The organism is Enterobacter sp. Sphag1F, assembly GCF_014193275.1.
Taxonomy (GTDB): domain Bacteria; phylum Pseudomonadota; class Gammaproteobacteria; order Enterobacterales; family Enterobacteriaceae; genus Pantoea; species Pantoea symbiotica.
Genome location: NZ_JACHZD010000002.1, coordinates 159,109 through 175,795 on the forward strand (window position 1 = coordinate 159,109; position 16,687 = coordinate 175,795).

The window sequence follows — 16,687 nt, forward strand, 5'->3', positions numbered from 1 at the left end:
ATAATAGACGCCTTTCGGCTTCCCAGGTTAAAAAATGACCGATTACTTACTTCTCTTTATTGGCACAGTGCTGGTGAACAACTTCGTGTTGGTCAAATTCCTCGGCCTTTGTCCCTTTATGGGCGTGTCAAAAAAACTGGAAACGGCCATCGGCATGGGACTTGCCACCACTTTCGTGATCACGCTGGCGGCGATCTGCGCCTGGCTGGTGAACCACCTGATTCTGGTGCCGCTCGATCTGGTTTATCTGCGTACCCTCGCCTACATCCTGGTGATTGCTGTTGTCGTGCAGTTCACCGAAATGGTGGTGCGCAAAACCAGCCCGTCACTTTATCGCCTGCTGGGTATCTTTTTGCCGCTGATCACCACCAACTGCGCGGTACTGGGCGTGCCACTCTTGAGCGTTAATTTGAATCACACCTTCCTGCAAGCGGCGCTGTACGGCTTCAGCGCGTCACTCGGCTTCTCGCTGGTGATGGTGCTATTCGCGGGTATGCGTGAGCGGCTGGTGCTGGCGAATGTTCCTGCACCGTTTAAAGGCAACTCAATTGCGCTGATCACCGCCGGTTTGATGGCGCTGGCCTTTATGGGCTTCACCGGGCTGGTGAAATTCTAATGACCGCGATTTGGATTGCGATTGTCGCACTTGCTGCATTGGGCCTGGTGTTCGGTGCCCTGCTCGGTTACGCCTCGCGTCGCTTCGAGGTGGAAGAAGATCCGATTGTTGAACAGATCGATGAGATTTTACCGCAGAGCCAGTGTGGGCAGTGCGGCTATCCCGGCTGTCGTCCGTATGCCGATGCGGTAGGTAATAACGGCGAAGCCATCAATAAGTGCGCGCCTGGCGGCGAGCAGACCATGCTCAAGCTGGCCGCGCTGCTCAACGTTGAACCGCAACCGCTCGACGGCGGCGCAGAAGTGCTGGAGCCAATACGTACCGTGGCGTGGATCGATGAAGAGAACTGCATCGGCTGCACCAAATGTATTCAGGCTTGCCCGGTGGACGCCATCGTTGGTGCCACGCGCGCCATGCACACCGTACTGAGCGATGTCTGCACCGGCTGCGATCTCTGCGTTGCGCCTTGCCCGACCGACTGCATTGAGATGCGCCCGGTTGCCACCACCACGGCCAACTGGAAGTGGAATCTCGACACCATTCCTGTACGGGTGATCCCGGTAGAAACAACCCATGCTTAATTTGTTTAACCTGTTCCGCAAAGAGAAGCTGTGGGATTTTCAGGGCGGCATTCATCCGCCGGAAATGAAAACACAGTCCAACGGCACGCCGCTGAGTCAGTTACCGCTGCCTGAGCGCTTTATCATCCCGTTAAAACAGCATATCGGTCATGAAGGTGAGATTTGCGTCGCGCCCGGCGACAAAGTGTTACGCGGTCAGCCGCTGACCTTTGGCGGCGGACGCATGCTGCCGGTACACGCTCCGACATCCGGCACTATCGAAGAGATTGCGCCACACATGACGGCGCATCCTTCTGGACTCTCCGAGCTGTGCATTTTCCTGCGTGCCGACGGCGAAGATCGCTGGACCACGCTCGATCCGCAGCCCGATTACCGCGCCCTTTCGCGTGAAGAGGCGGTAAAACGCATTCACGATGCCGGCATTGCCGGTTTAGGCGGCGCGGGCTTTCCGACCGCCACCAAACTGCGCGGCGGCCTGCGCGGCGTCAAAACCCTGATCATCAACGCCGCCGAGTGCGAGCCTTACATCACCGCCGATGACCGTTTAATGCAGGATTGTGCCGCCGAAGTGCTGGAAGGCTGCCGCATTCTGGCGTGGGTGTTGCAGGCGGAACGCGTGCTGATCGGCGTTGAAGATAATAAACCTGAAGCGATTGCTGCGCTGAAGCAGGCATTGGGTGGCGATCGTGAATTGCAGATTCGCGTCATCCCCACCAAGTATCCTTCTGGCGGCGCGAAGCAGCTGACGCAGATTCTTACCGGTCTCGAAGTGCCACACGGCGGACGCTCCACCGATATCGGTGTGTTGATGCAGAACGTCGGCACTGCATGGGCGGTAAAACGCGCCATCGTTGACGGCGAACCAATCACCGAACGCGTGGTGACGCTGACCGGCGAAGCGCTGGCGCGCCCGCGCAACGTCTGGGGACGTCTCGGTACGCCGGTGAGCCACCTGCTGCAGCATGCTGGTTTTACGCCGGGACCGCGCCAGATGGTGATCATGGGCGGTCCGCTGATGGGCTTTACCCTGCCGTCGCTCAACGTGCCGCTGGTGAAAATCTCCAACTGTATTCTGGCGCCGTCCGCCAGCGAAATGGGCAACGATCAGGAAGAACAATCCTGTATCCGCTGCAGCGCCTGCGCTGATGCTTGTCCGGCCAAGCTGCTGCCGCAGCAGCTGTTCTGGTACAGCCAGGGCGGCGATCACGAAAAAGCGCGCGCACACAATATTGATGACTGCATTGAGTGTGGTGCCTGCGCTTACGTTTGCCCAAGTAACATTCCGCTGGTGCAATATTATCGCCAGGAGAAGGCGGAACTGCGCGCCATCGACCTCGAAGCGAAACGCACCGCCGAAGCGAAAGCGCGTTTTGAAGCGCGTCTGGCCCGTTTAGAGCGCGAAAAACAGGCGCGTGAAGCGCGTCATGAAAACGCCAAACAGCGCGTGGCGCGCAGCGACCAGGGTGAACGAGACGCTGCCGTGGCACGTGTGAAAGCGCGTCAGGAAAAAACGCCAGAGCAGGATGCTGCAGAGCGCGAAGCGCGTCACGCGCAAGCCTTAGCGCAGCAGGCCGAGAAGCAAGCTGAAACTCAGGCGCTGAGTCGTCAATCTGGCGATCCGCGTAAAGCGGCGGTGGAAGCGGCAATTGCGCGTGCGAAGGCGAAGAAAGCGGGCGCACCAGCGGCTGAGGTAGCGCCTGCCGCTGAACCTGCGGCTGAGGTTGATCCGCGCAAAGCGGCCGTGGAAGCCGCGATTGCGCGTGCGAAAGCGAAAAAAGCCGCCGCTGCCGCTGAACCGGCACCTGCCGAGACGCCATCTGACGCGCCTGCTCCTGAAGTCGATCCACGCAAAGCTGCCGTTGAAGCAGCGATTGCCCGCGCGAAAGCGAAGAAAGCCGCCGCTGCCGCACAACCTGCTGAACCTGCGCCAGTCGAGCCGCCAGCTGACGCGCCTACTGCTGAAGTCGATCCGCGCAAAGCCGCCGTTGAAGCGGCAATAGCGCGCGCTAAAGCCAAAAAAGCCGCTGCGGCAGCCGCGCAGCAGGCTGAAACACCATCTCCTGAAGTGGAGGCTGCTGCCTCTCCTGACTCCGCCGACCCACGCAAAGCGGCAATTGCCGCTGCGGTCGCCCGTGCCAAAGCGCGTAAAGCGCAGCAGCAGCCTTCGACGACTGAGGATTAAATGGCTTTTCGTATCGCAAGTTCTCCCTATACCCACAACCGCCGCAGCACCGGCAATATTATGCTGTTGGTGGTGTTGGCCGCAGTGCCGGGCATGGCCGCACAATGGTATTTCTTTGGCGTGGGTTTTTTAATTCAGGTTTTGCTGGCGACCGCCACCGCGTGGGCCACCGAAGGGGCGATTCTGCGCCTGCGCAAAACGCCGGTGGTGCCGACCTTATCCGATAACTCCGCCCTGCTCACCGCGTTGCTGCTCGGCATTAGCCTGCCGCCGCTTGCGCCGTGGTGGTTGGTGGTATTGGGTACCATTTTCGCCATCGTCATCGCCAAACAGCTGTACGGGGGTTTGGGGCAAAACCCGTTTAACCCGGCGATGGTGGGTTACGTGGTGCTGCTGATCTCTTTCCCAGTGCAGATGACCAGCTGGCTGCCGCCCGATAGTTTGCAGGCGATCAAGCCTGGCCTGCTGGATTCGCTCAGCATGATCTTCACCCACCACACGCTGGCCGGTGAAACCATGCAGCAGCTGCAACTCGGCGTTGATGGCGTCAGCCAGGCGACGCCGCTCGATACTTTTAAAACCGGTCTGCGTGCCGGACACAGCGCCGATCAATTGCTGGCGCAGCCGATTTACAGCGGCGTGTTAGCCGGTCTCGGCTGGCAGTGGGTTAACCTCGGTTATCTGCTGGGCGGTGTGCTGCTGCTGGCGAAAAATGCCATCCGCTGGCACATTCCGGTTAGCTTCCTCGTCTCGCTGGCGTTCTGCGCCACGCTGGGCTGGCTGTTCTCGCCGGAGTCGCTTAACTCACCGCTGATTCACCTGTTCTCCGGTGCCACCATGCTTGGCGCGTTCTTTATTGCCACCGATCCGGTAACGGCATCGACCACCAATCGCGGACGCCTGATTTACGGCGCGCTGATTGGTTTGCTGGTGTGGCTAATTCGTAGCTTTGGCGGCTATCCAGACGGCGTCGCCTTCGCGGTATTGCTGGCCAATATTTGTGTGCCGCTGATTGATTACTACACCCAGCCGCGCGTTTACGGCCATCGCAAGGACTGAAGATGATCGAAGCTATTCGTAAAAATGCGGTGACGCTGGCGGCGTTTGCGGTGATCACCACCGGCGTGACGGCGGTGGTTAACTATGTCACCAAGCCGACGGTGGAGCATCAAACCGCACTGCAACAGAAAAATCTGTTAGATCAGGTGGTGCCGACCGATCTGTACGACAATCACATCCAGCAAGAGTGTTATCTGGTGACCGATGCGGTGGCGCTGGGCAATGGTAAACCGCATCATCTCTATTTAGCGCGTAAAGGCGATCAACCGGTGGCGGCGGCGCTTGAGACCACCGCGCCAGACGGCTATTCTGGGGCGATTCAGATGTTGGTCGGGGCCGATTTCCACGGCAAAGTGCTGGGCGTGCGCGTGGTTGAGCATCATGAAACGCCGGGCCTTGGCGATAAAATCGAACTGCGTATTTCAGACTGGATCAACAGCTTCAATGGCAAAGTGATCCACGGCGCTGATGACAAAAATTTTGCGGTGAAAAAAGACGGCGGTGAATTCGACCAATTTACCGGCGCAACCATTACGCCACGTGCGGTGGTAAATGCCACTAAGCGCACCGCGCTGCTGATTGAAACACTGCCAGCGAAGCTCACTTCGCTGCCTGAATGTGGAGATGCAAATGAGTGAAGCCAAGAATTTACTGGTCGGCGGCCTGTGGAAAAATAACTCCGCGCTGGTGCAGCTGCTCGGCCTGTGTCCGCTGCTGGCGGTCACCTCAACCGCCACGAATGCCCTCGGCTTAGGCCTGGCGACCACGCTGGTGCTGACCATCACCAACAGCGCAATTTCTGCTTCACGTCGTTGGGTGCCGGCTGAAATCCGTATCCCGATTTACGTGATGATCATCGCCTCGGTGGTGAGCTGCGTGCAGATGCTGATCAACGCCTACGCATATGGTTTGTATCAGTCGCTCGGCATCTTTATCCCGCTGATCGTCACCAACTGCATCGTGGTGGGTCGCGCCGAAGCGGTCGCCTCGAAGAGCAGCATTCCGCTCTCCGCGCTGGATGGTTTTGCCATCGGCATGGGCGCAACCTGCGCGATGGTGACGCTGGGTTCGATTCGTGAACTGATTGGCAGCGGCACACTGTTTAACGGTGCGGATCAACTGCTGGGACCGTGGGCCAAAGCGCTGCGTATTGAAGTGGTGCATTTTGATTCCCCAATGCTGCTGGCGATGCTGCCACCGGGCGCCTTTATCGGCCTCGGCATGCTGCTGGCGGCGAAATACCTGATCGATCAGAAGATGAAACAGCGTGCAGCCCTGCGTGTGGCAGCGCCTGAAGCCGAGCCGCAAGGCGCAACCGGGAAAGCGGTGTGAATAAAGAGAAACGCGCGCAAATCCTGACGCGCCTGCGTGATGAGAATCCGCATCCAACCACAGAACTGAACTTCAGCTCGCCATTTGAGCTGCTGATTGCGGTGTTACTCTCCGCGCAAGCCACTGACGTCAGCGTCAACAAAGCCACCGCGAAGCTCTATCCAGTGGCGAATACGCCAGCAACCATTCTGGCGCTCGGCGTTGATGGCGTGAAGGAGTACATCAAAACCATCGGCCTGTTTAACAGCAAAGCGGAGAACGTCATCAAGACCTGCCGCATTCTGCTGGAACAGCACGGCGGCGAAGTGCCGGAAGATCGTGCGGCGCTGGAAGCGCTGCCGGGAGTTGGGCGAAAAACCGCCAACGTGGTGCTCAATACTGCTTTTGGCTGGCCGACGATTGCTGTCGATACGCATATTTTCCGCGTCAGTAATCGCACCCGCTTCGCGCCGGGTAAGAATGTAGAAGAAGTAGAAGACAAACTGCTGAAAGTGGTGCCGGCGGCGTTTAAAGTCGACTGCCATCACTGGCTGATTCTGCACGGTCGCTATACCTGCGTGGCACGCAAACCGCGCTGCGGATCCTGTTTGATCGAAGATCTGTGTGAATTCGACGCCAAAACCGAACTCTGAATCGCTGCCGATAAGCAATCTCGCCCTCGCTTATCGGCAGTTTGGCGATCCTGCCAGCGTACTTACGCTCGAATCCTCTGCTTTAGCGCCCTGCGCGGCTGGCCTGCTGCGCGTGGCGATGCAGTTTGCTCCCATTAATGCTTCCGATCTGATTCCGATTACCGGCGCCTATCGCCATCGCGTCTCGCCGCCGCTCATCGCCGGCTATGAGGGCGTTGGCACGGTGATGACTGCTCCGCCTGCGTTTAGCCATTTGCTCGGCCAGCGCGTGCTGCCGCTGCGAGGCGCCGGCACCTGGCAACGTTATGTCGATTGCGATCCGCTGATTGCGGTGCCGGTTCCGCCCGACATCAGCACCACGCTGGCGGCGCGCGCTTATATCAATCCACTGGCGGCGTTGCTGATGCTCAAACAGTGGTCGCCAGCCGGTAAGCGCGTGTTGATCACCGCAGGCGGTTCCGCTTGTGCCCTGTTACTGGCGCAGTGGGCAAGGCTGACGGGCGCGATTGATATCACCATAATTTATCGTGCGCCGCAGCATGGCGCACGCTTGCAGCAATTGGGGATCGCTGCGCTGGCTGAAACGCAGCGTGCCGAGATTGCTACGGCTGCGCAGCAGTGCGATTTGGTGTTTGATGCGGTGGGCGGCGAAATCGGCCAGTTGATTTGGCAAGCTTTGTCTCCCGACGCTGAATTCATTGCTTATGGCGTGCTGAGTGGCAAGCCGGTGCGGGTTAATGCGCCACGTCCGGCGCTGCACTGGTTCCACGTCCGGCATACGCTAGAGGATTTAGCACATCAGGATTGGCAAACGTTATTCCGTGAGATCTGGCCGCTGTTGCGTGCCAGTGAGTGTGGCGAGGTCGAGATTTTCCCGCTGGCGCACTGGCGGGATGCTATTCAGTGCTATCACCAATCGGGGCGGGAGCATAAGCCGCTGTTGCAGATTAGTTGAAAGCGGTCGCCATGAATGGCGACCCTACGTATTTAAACTGCGGCGGCCTGCAGCCACGCGACCACCAGCGGGGAAAGCCGGTTTTGTAACGCTGCCCGCTCGGACTGGAACAAGGTGGCAATAAAGAACGGGTGATCGGTCAATTCAATGCCGCGCACGTCGCCTTCCAAATCCCAGGAAGTGATCTGCAGATTTTGTGTCGCCAGCGCTTCGCTGAATTCAGGGTTAACGCCAAAGTTGCAGTGGTAACCCTCATCGCTCTGCAATGTGCCGTAAGCCTTTGCAATACGTGAACCCGGCTGGAAGGTGACGCTTCCGCGCTGTTCCACCAGTGAACAGGCCAGCGGCGCAATCACCCAGCGACCGCTGGGATCGGTTTCCGCATGTGCTGCATCTTCCCAGCCCAGCACATTGCGCGCGTACTCCACGATGGCGTACTGGAATCCGCCACACGAACCTAAAAATGGCTTACCGCTTTCCCGCGCCCAGCGAAGAGTGGCAAACACGCCCGCGTCATTAAGATAAGGACTGCCCGGCACCAGCCAAATCGCCTGGTAATCATTGAGGTTGTGCTGATCGAGCTCGGGCGTGGCAATCCAGTCGGCGCTAACGTTAAGGGAAAGGGTTTTTGCAGCGAGTTGTACGGCGGGAGGAATGGCTTGATGCGCAACGGCATCAACACGGTAATCGCCAATCAGGGCAACACGAATCGACTTCGTCATGACTACGTCCTTTCAGGGAAAAAAGGAGGTTACAGCAAAGTTAATGCTCTGTCTAAACGCCTTAATTGCCGATTTTTGCGTCTTCCTTTTCCACGCATTGCGCTTATGGCGACCTGTTTATCTGGCAAATAATGTATCCATTCGCGCTAAAATTCGTCAGATGTCTGCTGCGCAAACGTTTTCTTCTTTTACCTTGCTAATTAATTCACGATTTTGTGCGCAGGATCAACTAATTAGCGATCTGGAATCTTTTGACTGCTTATTACGCTCACCAATCAAGCTGTTGTGCTTATATTATGCACAACAGCAATAATTATCTCTGTTTAATTTATGAACCTTAGCGTTATATTCCAATAATGTCTCTCTGAGCAGTTTATATCAGGAAAATGATCTTCCAGATCTGCATTTCACCTGTTTATCCTGATATAATGCCACGCAGCGAGATTTAACACTGATTTACAACTTTGTATAACGGCATTAACCCTACCTATTGCAAGTATTTCAGCGTGTAGAAAATGCTTGCCCTGTTGGACTGATTCAGCCAAATTAGTCGCCGTTTTTCCTTTCTAATAACAATGTTGCGCGGGATTACCCAGCCCGACGCAGACTTAATTCCTGTCGCAAAACAGGCTATGTTAAAACTGAGGTACACGTGTCAACTGCAAACAAACACACTGACGGGGCGCCAAGCCTCAACGCTTTTAAGCAACCGAAAGCGTTTTATCTGATCTTCTCCATCGAACTGTGGGAACGTTTTGGTTACTACGGTCTGCAAGCCATCATGGCGGTTTACCTGGTTAAACAGCTGGGCATGTCCGAAGCGGACTCCATTACGCTGTTCACCTCGTTTAGCGCGCTGGTGTATGGTTTGGTCGCCATCGGCGGCTGGCTCGGCGATAAAGTGCTGGGTACCAAACGCGTTATCGTGCTTGGCGTGATGGTACTGGCGCTGGGTTATGCGCTGATTGCCTTCTCCGGCCATGACACCTCAATGGTGTACATCGGTATGGCGACCATCGCGGTGGGTAGCGGCTTGTTTAAAGCTAACCCTTCTTCCCTGCTGTCGACCTGCTATGAGAAAGATGACGCGCGCCTCGACGGTGCCTTCACCATGTTCTACATGTCGATCAACATCGGTTCGCTGTTCTCGATGATGCTGACGCCGTGGCTGGCTGCGAAATATGGCTGGGGCGCGGCGTTCTCGCTGTCGGTTGTCGGTCTGGTGATCACGCTGCTGAACTTCCTGTTCTTCCAGCGTGTGGTGAAAAACTACGGCTCCAAGCCGGATTTTGCCCCGCTGCAGATGGGTAAACTGCTGATGACGCTGGTTGGCGTGGTAGCGCTGATTGCGCTGGCGGCCTGGCTGCTGCATCACCAGAGCATCGCGCGTATGACGCTGGGCGTCATCGCCGCGGGTATCGTGGTGATCTTCGCCAAAGAAGCTTTCGCGCTGAAAGGTGCCGCCCGTCGTAAGATGATCGTGGCCTTCCTGCTGATGGTAGAAGCGATTGTGTTCTTCGTGCTCTATATGCAGATGCCGACCTCACTCAACTTCTTCGCTATCCGCAACGTTGAGCATGCCATTCTCGGCATCACCTTTGAACCAGAGCAGTTCCAGGCGCTGAACCCGTTCTGGATTATGCTGGCAAGCCCGATTCTGGCGGCGGTGTATAACAAGCTCGGCGATAAAATGCCGATGCCACACAAATTCGCCTTCGGTATGGTGCTGTGTTCAGCGGCCTTCCTGGTGCTGCCGTTTGGTGCCAAATTTGCCAACGAAGCCGGTATTGTCTCGGTGAACTGGCTGATCCTCAGCTATGCGCTGCAGAGCATCGGTGAGCTGATGATTTCCGGTCTGGGCCTGGCGATGGTGGCACAGTTGGTACCACAGCGCCTGATGGGCTTCATCATGGGTTCCTGGTTCCTGACCACCGCAGGTGCAGCAATGATTGCGGGTAAAGTCGCCAACCTGATGGCAGTGCCGAGTGATGTGACCGATCCGCATACTTCACTGGCAGTTTACAGCCATGTGTTCCAGCAGATTGGTATTGCTACCGGCGTGATTGCCCTGCTGATGTTGATCACCGCGCCATTGCTGAACCGCATGACGCAGGATGACAGTCAAACTGAACTGAAACGCGCTAGCGCCAATCAGTAATGAGAAAGCCGGGCTTGTCCCGGCTTTTTTCTGCCTGCTATTCACATTTCCTTTAACGATTTCTGCTGCTCACACTTCGCTTTTTGCTCGCTTAACTTCATGATGTCGGCTCACTGTTAATCAGCGTGGAAGAAGCATGGACAGGTTTGATGAGCTTGAGGTGTTTGTCGCGGTTATCCAGCAAGGCAGTTTGGCTGGCGCTGCACGCTTGTTACAGCGATCGCCACCGGTGATCACTCGCACTCTTAATACGCTCGAAGCCCGTCTCGCCACCACCCTGATTGAACGCACCACCCGCCAGCTGGCCCCCACCGAAGCCGGCTGGCAGCTGTTTGAGCAGGCGCAACGGGTGTTGAGCGATTATCAGCGCGCCATCGACAGCGCTCACCACAGCGGCCTGCATGGCTTGCTGCGTTTAACCGTACCGGTGCAGTTTGGTCGTCGCCACGTCATGCCCTTAGTGAATGCCTTCCTGCAACAGCATGCGGAGATGCAGATTGAGGTGGTGCTCAGCGACACCTATCAGGACCTGATTGAAAACGGCCTTGATATCGCGCTACGCATTGGCGAACTGCAGGACTCTTCGATGGTGGCGCGTCAGGTTGGCACGGTGCGTTCAACGCTGGTTGCCAGCCCCGACTATCTGCAACAGGCTGGCACGCCTCTTCATCCCACTGAACTGACTCAACATGCGCTAGTGACGAGCCTGCGCCATACGCGCGAGTGGCGCTTCGCCCAGGATCTGCGCGTGCGCATCACACCGCGTCTGCGGGTTAATGATGTGGAGAGCCAGCTGGAAGCGCTGCGCAGCGCACACGGCATTGGACGGCTGCTGTCGTATCAGGTTCTCGACGATATCCACAGCGGAAAACTGCTGCGTTTACTGCCTGAATGGGAGCCGGCACCGTTGCCGGTGCAGTTAGTCACCCAGCGCGTGAAGAATATGACGCCTAAAGTGCGGCAATTTTGGGATTTCGCGCTCGAAAAGCTGCCATTACTGCCATGCTTTGCTGAATAAACCTGAACGGTGACCGCAATTCCTGATCGCTGTCACGGGCAAAAATCCCTGGCAGACTTATGCTGCTTCGATCACCACAACACTCAAGGAGAAGCCATGATGAAACTCTATTGTAAGCCCGGTGCCTGTTCGCTATCACCGCATATTGTCGCGCTTGAATGCGGACTGGACTTTACCCAAGTGAACGTGGACCTGCAGAAGAAAGTGACCGAGCAAGGAGAAGATTACTGGCAGATTAACCCGAAAGGACAAGTGCCGGCGCTGCAGTTTGATGATGGCAGCATCCTGACCGAAGGCGTGGCGATTGTGCAGTATCTGGCGGACCTCAAGCCGGATCGCAACCTGCTGGCACCAACCGGCAGCCTGACGCGCTATCACACGCTGGAATGGCTGAGTTATGTCAGCAGCGAACTGCACAAGGGTTTTAGCCCGCTGTTCCGTCCTGATACGCCGGAAGAGTACAAAGCCATTGCGCGTGCGCAGCTGGAGAAGAAGTACCAACAGGTGAATGAGGCGTTGCAGGATAAACAGTGGCTGCTGGGATTGCGTTTTACCGTTGCCGATGTGTATCTGTTCGTGGTGACGCGCTGGGCTAAAGCCATCAAGCTGGATTTAGCGGGACTGGATGCGCTGGAAGCCTGGTTTAGCCGGGTTGCGGAGCGCCCAGCGGTGCAGGCGGCGTTGAAGGCGGAAGGTTTGGTTTAATCTCTTGTAAGGTCGCCATTTATGGCGACCTGGATTACAGGTGCGCATTAATGCGCACCCTACGGGAATTTACAGCTTTTCGGCGGCGAAATGCTGCGTCGGTTTGGCAATCGCATCCTGAGCGGCCACCAGCTGCAACTCGTACTCGCCCATTTCGTGGGTTTTCAGCATCACTTCATACACCGCCGCCGTAATGTGCTCCAGCGCATCCTGCAGCGACTTACCGTGCAGCAGATCGACCAGCAGCAGGCCGCTGGTGAGATCGCCCACGCCAACCGGCTGACGCACGCCAAAGTCCACCAACGGACGGCTGATGTGCCAGCACTCATCAGCGGTCACCAGCAGCATCTCAAAGCGGTCGCTGCGGCGTCCGGCGCGCGCCAGATGTTTCACCAGCACCACTTTCGGGCCTTTACTAATCAGTTCACGTGCCGCAACCACCGCTTGCTCCACGTTGGCCACTTCATGCCCGCTGAGCATCTCCAGCTCCAGCAGGTTCGGCGCGATGATGTCGCTGGCGGGCAACGCCATTTTGCAGTGAAACTCCGCCACGCCCGGCGCCACAATGCAGCCTTTTTCCGGATGGCCCATCACAGGATCGCAGAAGAACCATGCGTTCGGGTTGGCTTCTTTCACCAGACGCACGATCTCCAGAATCTGTTCGCCCTGCTCCGCCGATCCCAGATAGCCACTTAATACCGCATCACAGGTCTTCAGGCGATCAACTGCCGCAATGCCTTTAACGATGTCGGTCAAATGCGTGGCGGGCATCACAGTGCCGGTCCAGTGACCATACTGGGTGTGATTAGAAAATTGCACGGTATTCAGCGGCCAAACGTTTGCGCCCATGCGGCGCATCGGGAATTCGGCAGCGCTGTTACCGGCGTGTCCGTAAACAACGTGAGATTGAATTGCGAGAATATTTTTCATTTTGCCCTGTACTGCTGTCTTGCCATAAAAAAAGGGCCGGAAGCCGGCCCTGAACGCTTACTGCCAGTTAATCAGGCAGTAATGTTTTTTACCGCGACGCAACAACGTGAAACGTCCAAACAGTTTATCGCTGTCGCTGAAAAGGTACTCCGCATCTGACTGTTTTTCGCCATTCAGCGAGACCGCGTTGGAACCGATCATGGTGCGCGCCTGGCCGCGTGATGGCACCAACTCAGCCGCTACCAGCGCCTGCTGCAGATCGTCTTCTGCCGTCAGCGTGATGGTTGGCATGCCGTCCTGCGCCAGCTGCTCGAAGTCTGCTTCGGTCATCGCACTCAAACTGCCAGAGAACAGGCTCTCGGTGATGCGTTTTGCCGCGGTTAAGCCGCTTTCGCCGTGCACCAGACGCGTGACCTGCTCAGCCAGCACGTACTGCGCGCGTGGCGCTTTGCCGCTGTTTTTGTCCTCTTCTTCCAGCGCATTGATCTCTTCAATGCTCATGAAGGTGAAGAACTTCAGGAAGCGATACACGTCTGCATCTGCGGTGTTGATCCAGAACTGGTAGAACTTGTACGGACTGGTTTTCTTCGCATCCAGCCACACCGCGCCACCTTCGGTTTTACCGAATTTGGTGCCGTCAGATTTGGTGATTAGCGGTACGGTCAATCCCCACGCCTGCTGCTGATGCAGACGACGCGTCAGGTCGATACCAGAAGTAATGTTGCCCCACTGATCGGAACCGCCAATCTGCAGCACCACATCGTGACGCTTGTTCAGCTCAGCAAAGTCATAACCCTGCAGCAGATTGTAAGAGAACTCGGTGTAGGAGATGCCCTGATCTTCGCGGTTCAGACGCTGTTTCACCGCTTCACGGTTGATCATCTGGTTGACGGAGAAGTGCTTACCGATGTCACGCAGGAAGGTCAGCACGTTCATGCCGCCAAACCAGTCGTAGTTGTTCGCGGCAATTGCGCTGTTGTCGCCGCAATCGAAGCTCAGGAAAGGCGCGACCTGGTTGCGGATCTTGTCGACCCACTCGCTAACGGTTTCAGCGGTGTTAAGTTTACGTTCTGCTGCTTTAAAGCTGGGATCGCCAATCAGACCGGTGGCACCACCCACCAGCGCGACCGGCTTGTGTCCGGCATCCTGAAAACGTTTCAGGCAGAGCAGCGGCACCAGATGGCCCAAATGCAAGCTATCAGCGGTAGGATCGAAGCCGCAATAGAGTGCAATTGGCCCTTGCGCCAGTCGCTCTGCTAACGCTTCTTCATCCGTTACCTGGGCGACTAAGCCCCTTTCTTGCAATTGTTGTATCAGGTTACTGCTGGTCATCACTGACTCCAAATTGATCAGACTGCACCTAGGCTGGTACACAGCTTTCCGCCGACGTGCGGAGACGAAAAAAAAGAGGGCTATAGCATAAAGCGCTGACGCCAACTGCGCCAGCGTTGAAAGGGGATAAAACGCAGTTTTACGGGGCTAAACGGTCAATCGACCAGCCATTGTCATTACGCTGATAGAGGAAGCGATCGTGCAGGCGATGTTCGCCGCCCTGCCAGAACTCAACGGTGTGGAATTTTACGCGGTAACCGCCCCAGAAACTCGGCAGCGGTACTTCACCCTGCTGGAATTTTTGTTTAAGTTCGAGGAACTTCCCTTCCAGCACGCCGCGCGCCGAAATGCGGCTCGACTGCTTCGACACCCACGCACCAATCTGGCTATCACGCGGGCGACTGCTGAAGTATTTCAGCACCTCGAGCGGCGACAGTTTTTCCACTTCACCCAGCACCATCACCTGACGCTCCAGGAAGTGCCACGGGAAGTGCAGCGAGATACGCGGATTCTCTGCCAACTGCAACGCCTTGCGGCTGCCGAGGTTGGTATAGAACACCATTCCTTGCTCGTCGTAGTGCTTAAGCAGCACGATGCGCTGATAAGGCTGGCCGCTGCTGTCAACGGTGGCCACCGTCATCGCCGTCGGATCTGGCAACTGCGCGGTGCAAGCCTGCTGCAGCCACTGCTCAAACAGCGCCAGAGGATTATCGGGCAGATCTTTACGTCGCAGCCCGCCGCGAGTGTATTCACGACGCAGATGGGCAATATTTTGCAAGCTGTCACTGTCGCTCATGCTGTTTCTCTTTCTCTAACGTTTACTGAGCGGAGGTATCCGCGTTCTGCAATTCACAATCATTAATCACGATTTTGTTATTACGTTCAACAAAAGCACCATTGCCTTTTGACCAGAAGACGTAAGTGCCGTCGCTGTACCGCGCGCCAGAGGCCGAGACCGTTTGTGCCAGCGTCAGCGGCTTGCCATCAAGAATAAAGCTTACCTGCTGCTTCGCGTTATCCTGGGTGACCGTCAGCGGCAAGGTGCCGCACTGGTAGCGCAGCTGTTGTGGCGTCTCTTCCTGTTTATGCATCATGCCGCAACCACTTAATATCGCCACGCTACTCAGCATCATAATTGTTTTTTTCATCTTCACCTCTTAACGAATAGGTCGGGGATTGGCCGGATAGATCGCGCCCAATACACTCATCTCCCGCGCGCCGGTTACCGCTGGCAGGTTGCCCGGTAACCCATTTAATGTGCGAAACGCCAGCCAGGCAAAGGCCAGCGCTTCCATATCATCACCGCTGATGCCCGCTTCGTCGGTGGTACCGACTTCAGTACCCGACAGATGCGTGGCGAGGCGCGCCATCAGCAGCGGATTTCGGCTGCCTCCGCCGCACACCAACAGGCGATCGCAACCGTCGTTGAGCTGCACCTGCTGCGCGATGGTCAACGCCGTCAGCTCAGTCAACGTGGCTTGCACATCTTGTGGTGCCAGCGCCGGGAAACGCTGCAACTGCTGCTCAATCCAGCTGAGATTGAAATATTCGCGTCCGGTGCTTTTTGGCGGCGGCAGCGCAAACCATGGATCGCCTAGCATTAACTCCAGTAGCGCCGGAACCACCTGACCGCTGCGCGCCCAGGCGGCATCTTTATCGTACGGCAAACCTTTATTGCGCCAAATCCACGCATCGATCAGCATATTGCCCGGACCGGTATCAAAACCGCGTACCGGCTGGCCGGGAATTAATAGCGACAGATTGGCGATACCGCCAATATTCAGCACCATGCGGCGCTCGACGCTGTTCATTAACAGCGCCTGATGGAAGGCCGGCACCAGCGGCGCGCCCTGCCCGCCGAGCGCCATATCGCGGCGACGAAAATCACCGATCACCGTCACGCCGGTGGCCGCCGCAATCTGGTTGTTATCGCCAATTTGCAGCGTATTCGGCGCATCACTTTGCGGCTCATGCCACACCGTTTGTCCGTGGCAGCCAATCGCCATAATGTCGCTGGCTTCCAGCGACTGCTGGTGCATCAAGGTCAATACCGCCTCGGCGAACAGTTTGCCAAGCCGCGTGTCCAGTTGTCCGAGCTGCGATAGCGTCAATGATTGTCCCTGACAAATGGCCAACACCTGCTGGCGTAATTCCTGCGGGATGGGATGACAATAGCTGGCCTGCTGCGCCACCATTTGCCCATCAATGGCCGCCAGTACTACGTCCACGCCATCAAGGCTGGTGCCGGACATCACGCCAATATAGCGTCCTGATTTCATAGCGGTTCACTCCCTTAACATCATCTGGCTTAAGCCTGGCAAATTACCGGGGCTAATTCTATGATAAAATTCCGCTTTTCAGCGTCACTGCGCAGTGTGTTCCAGCTCAGAAATATTTTCTGCAGGTAATTGAATTTTTGTTGATGGGAGACGGTCTATGCTTCGCCTCAGCCGCGTATTATACGG

General features: G+C 56.7%; 17 protein-coding genes. 11 read left to right on the forward strand and 6 right to left on the reverse strand.

All coding sequences use genetic code 11. The annotated features are described in order from the left end of the window. The first annotated feature begins 34 nt into the window (after positions 1 to 34). The 8 genes from rsxA (at position 35) to FHW71_RS06190 (ending at position 7,357) form a co-directional block, all read left to right on the forward strand. Positions 35 to 616, forward strand: coding sequence for an electron transport complex subunit RsxA (gene rsxA, locus FHW71_RS06155; protein WP_008110256.1), 582 nt, complete (start codon positions 35 to 37; stop codon positions 614 to 616). Continuing rightward, the gene (gene rsxB / locus FHW71_RS06160; protein ID WP_008110257.1) at positions 616 to 1,197 is read left to right on the forward strand and encodes an electron transport complex subunit RsxB; all 582 of its coding nucleotides are present in this window, start codon (positions 616 to 618) and stop codon (positions 1,195 to 1,197) included. Before rsxA ends, rsxB begins: the two co-directional genes overlap by 1 nt. Beyond that, positions 1,190 to 3,379 carry an electron transport complex subunit RsxC gene (gene rsxC / locus FHW71_RS06165; RefSeq protein ID WP_179451085.1) on the forward strand — a complete coding sequence of 730 codons (2,190 nt, stop codon included), beginning with the start codon at positions 1,190 to 1,192 and terminating at the stop codon, positions 3,377 to 3,379. The genes rsxB and rsxC overlap by 8 nt, the downstream gene beginning before the upstream one ends. Beyond that, positions 3,380 to 4,438, forward strand: coding sequence for an electron transport complex subunit RsxD (gene rsxD / locus FHW71_RS06170; RefSeq protein WP_179451087.1), 1,059 nt, complete (start codon positions 3,380 to 3,382; stop codon positions 4,436 to 4,438). It begins immediately after the preceding gene. A 2-nt stretch (positions 4,439 to 4,440) separates the two neighbouring features. Continuing rightward, a complete protein-coding gene (gene rsxG, locus FHW71_RS06175; protein ID WP_179451089.1) occupies positions 4,441 to 5,076 on the forward strand; it encodes an electron transport complex subunit RsxG in 636 nt (211 codons plus the stop codon). Beyond that, on the forward strand, positions 5,069 to 5,770 hold the full coding sequence (locus FHW71_RS06180; RefSeq protein WP_179451092.1) for an electron transport complex subunit E: 702 nt from the start codon (positions 5,069 to 5,071) through the stop codon (positions 5,768 to 5,770). The genes rsxG and FHW71_RS06180 overlap by 8 nt, the downstream gene beginning before the upstream one ends. Continuing rightward, on the forward strand, positions 5,767 to 6,402 hold the full coding sequence (gene nth / locus FHW71_RS06185; protein ID WP_008110262.1) for an endonuclease III: 636 nt from the start codon (positions 5,767 to 5,769) through the stop codon (positions 6,400 to 6,402). The genes FHW71_RS06180 and nth overlap by 4 nt, the downstream gene beginning before the upstream one ends. Before the next feature lie 118 nt (positions 6,403 to 6,520). Further along, on the forward strand, positions 6,521 to 7,357 hold the full coding sequence (locus FHW71_RS06190; protein ID WP_179451781.1) for a zinc-dependent alcohol dehydrogenase family protein: 837 nt from the start codon (positions 6,521 to 6,523) through the stop codon (positions 7,355 to 7,357). Between the two features lie 32 nt (positions 7,358 to 7,389). Here FHW71_RS06190 and FHW71_RS06195 read toward each other — a convergent pair whose 3' ends face one another. Beyond that, positions 7,390 to 8,079, reverse strand: coding sequence for a CTP synthase (locus tag FHW71_RS06195; protein WP_179451094.1), 690 nt, complete (start codon positions 8,077 to 8,079; stop codon positions 7,390 to 7,392). 652 nt (positions 8,080 to 8,731) lie between these two features. On the opposite strand from FHW71_RS06195, the gene dtpA reads away from it, so the two are divergent. The 3 genes from dtpA to gstA all read left to right on the forward strand — a co-directional run bounded on the left by dtpA (position 8,732) and on the right by gstA (position 11,960). Next, on the forward strand, positions 8,732 to 10,237 hold the full coding sequence (gene dtpA, locus FHW71_RS06200) for a dipeptide/tripeptide permease DtpA (protein ID WP_008110266.1): 1,506 nt from the start codon (positions 8,732 to 8,734) through the stop codon (positions 10,235 to 10,237). A gap of 136 nt (positions 10,238 to 10,373) precedes the next feature. Then, positions 10,374 to 11,255 carry a LysR family transcriptional regulator gene (locus FHW71_RS06205; RefSeq protein WP_179451096.1) on the forward strand — a complete coding sequence of 294 codons (882 nt, stop codon included), beginning with the start codon at positions 10,374 to 10,376 and terminating at the stop codon, positions 11,253 to 11,255. Between the two features lie 99 nt (positions 11,256 to 11,354). Further along, positions 11,355 to 11,960, forward strand: a complete 606-nt coding sequence (gene gstA, locus FHW71_RS06210; protein ID WP_179451782.1) for a glutathione transferase GstA — start codon at positions 11,355 to 11,357, stop codon at positions 11,958 to 11,960. A gap of 69 nt (positions 11,961 to 12,029) precedes the next feature. Here the strand turns inward: gstA and pdxY are convergent, their stop codons facing one another. The 5 genes from pdxY to anmK all read right to left on the reverse strand — a co-directional run bounded on the left by pdxY (position 12,030) and on the right by anmK (position 16,501). Beyond that, positions 12,030 to 12,890, reverse strand: a complete 861-nt coding sequence (pdxY, locus tag FHW71_RS06215) for a pyridoxal kinase PdxY (protein WP_008110272.1) — start codon at positions 12,888 to 12,890, stop codon at positions 12,030 to 12,032. A 57-nt stretch (positions 12,891 to 12,947) separates the two neighbouring features. Further along, positions 12,948 to 14,222, reverse strand: coding sequence for a tyrosine--tRNA ligase (tyrS, locus tag FHW71_RS06220; RefSeq protein WP_179451098.1), 1,275 nt, complete (start codon positions 14,220 to 14,222; stop codon positions 12,948 to 12,950). Positions 14,223 to 14,361: 139 nt separating this feature from the next. Further along, the gene (gene pdxH / locus FHW71_RS06225; protein ID WP_008110277.1) at positions 14,362 to 15,018 is read right to left on the reverse strand and encodes a pyridoxamine 5'-phosphate oxidase; all 657 of its coding nucleotides are present in this window, start codon (positions 15,016 to 15,018) and stop codon (positions 14,362 to 14,364) included. Positions 15,019 to 15,040: 22 nt separating this feature from the next. After that, positions 15,041 to 15,370, reverse strand: a complete 330-nt coding sequence (locus FHW71_RS06230; RefSeq protein ID WP_179451100.1) for an MliC family protein — start codon at positions 15,368 to 15,370, stop codon at positions 15,041 to 15,043. Between the two features lie 9 nt (positions 15,371 to 15,379). After that, positions 15,380 to 16,501, reverse strand: coding sequence for an anhydro-N-acetylmuramic acid kinase (anmK, locus tag FHW71_RS06235; protein ID WP_179451102.1), 1,122 nt, complete (start codon positions 16,499 to 16,501; stop codon positions 15,380 to 15,382). Positions 16,502 to 16,687 lie beyond the last annotated feature (186 nt).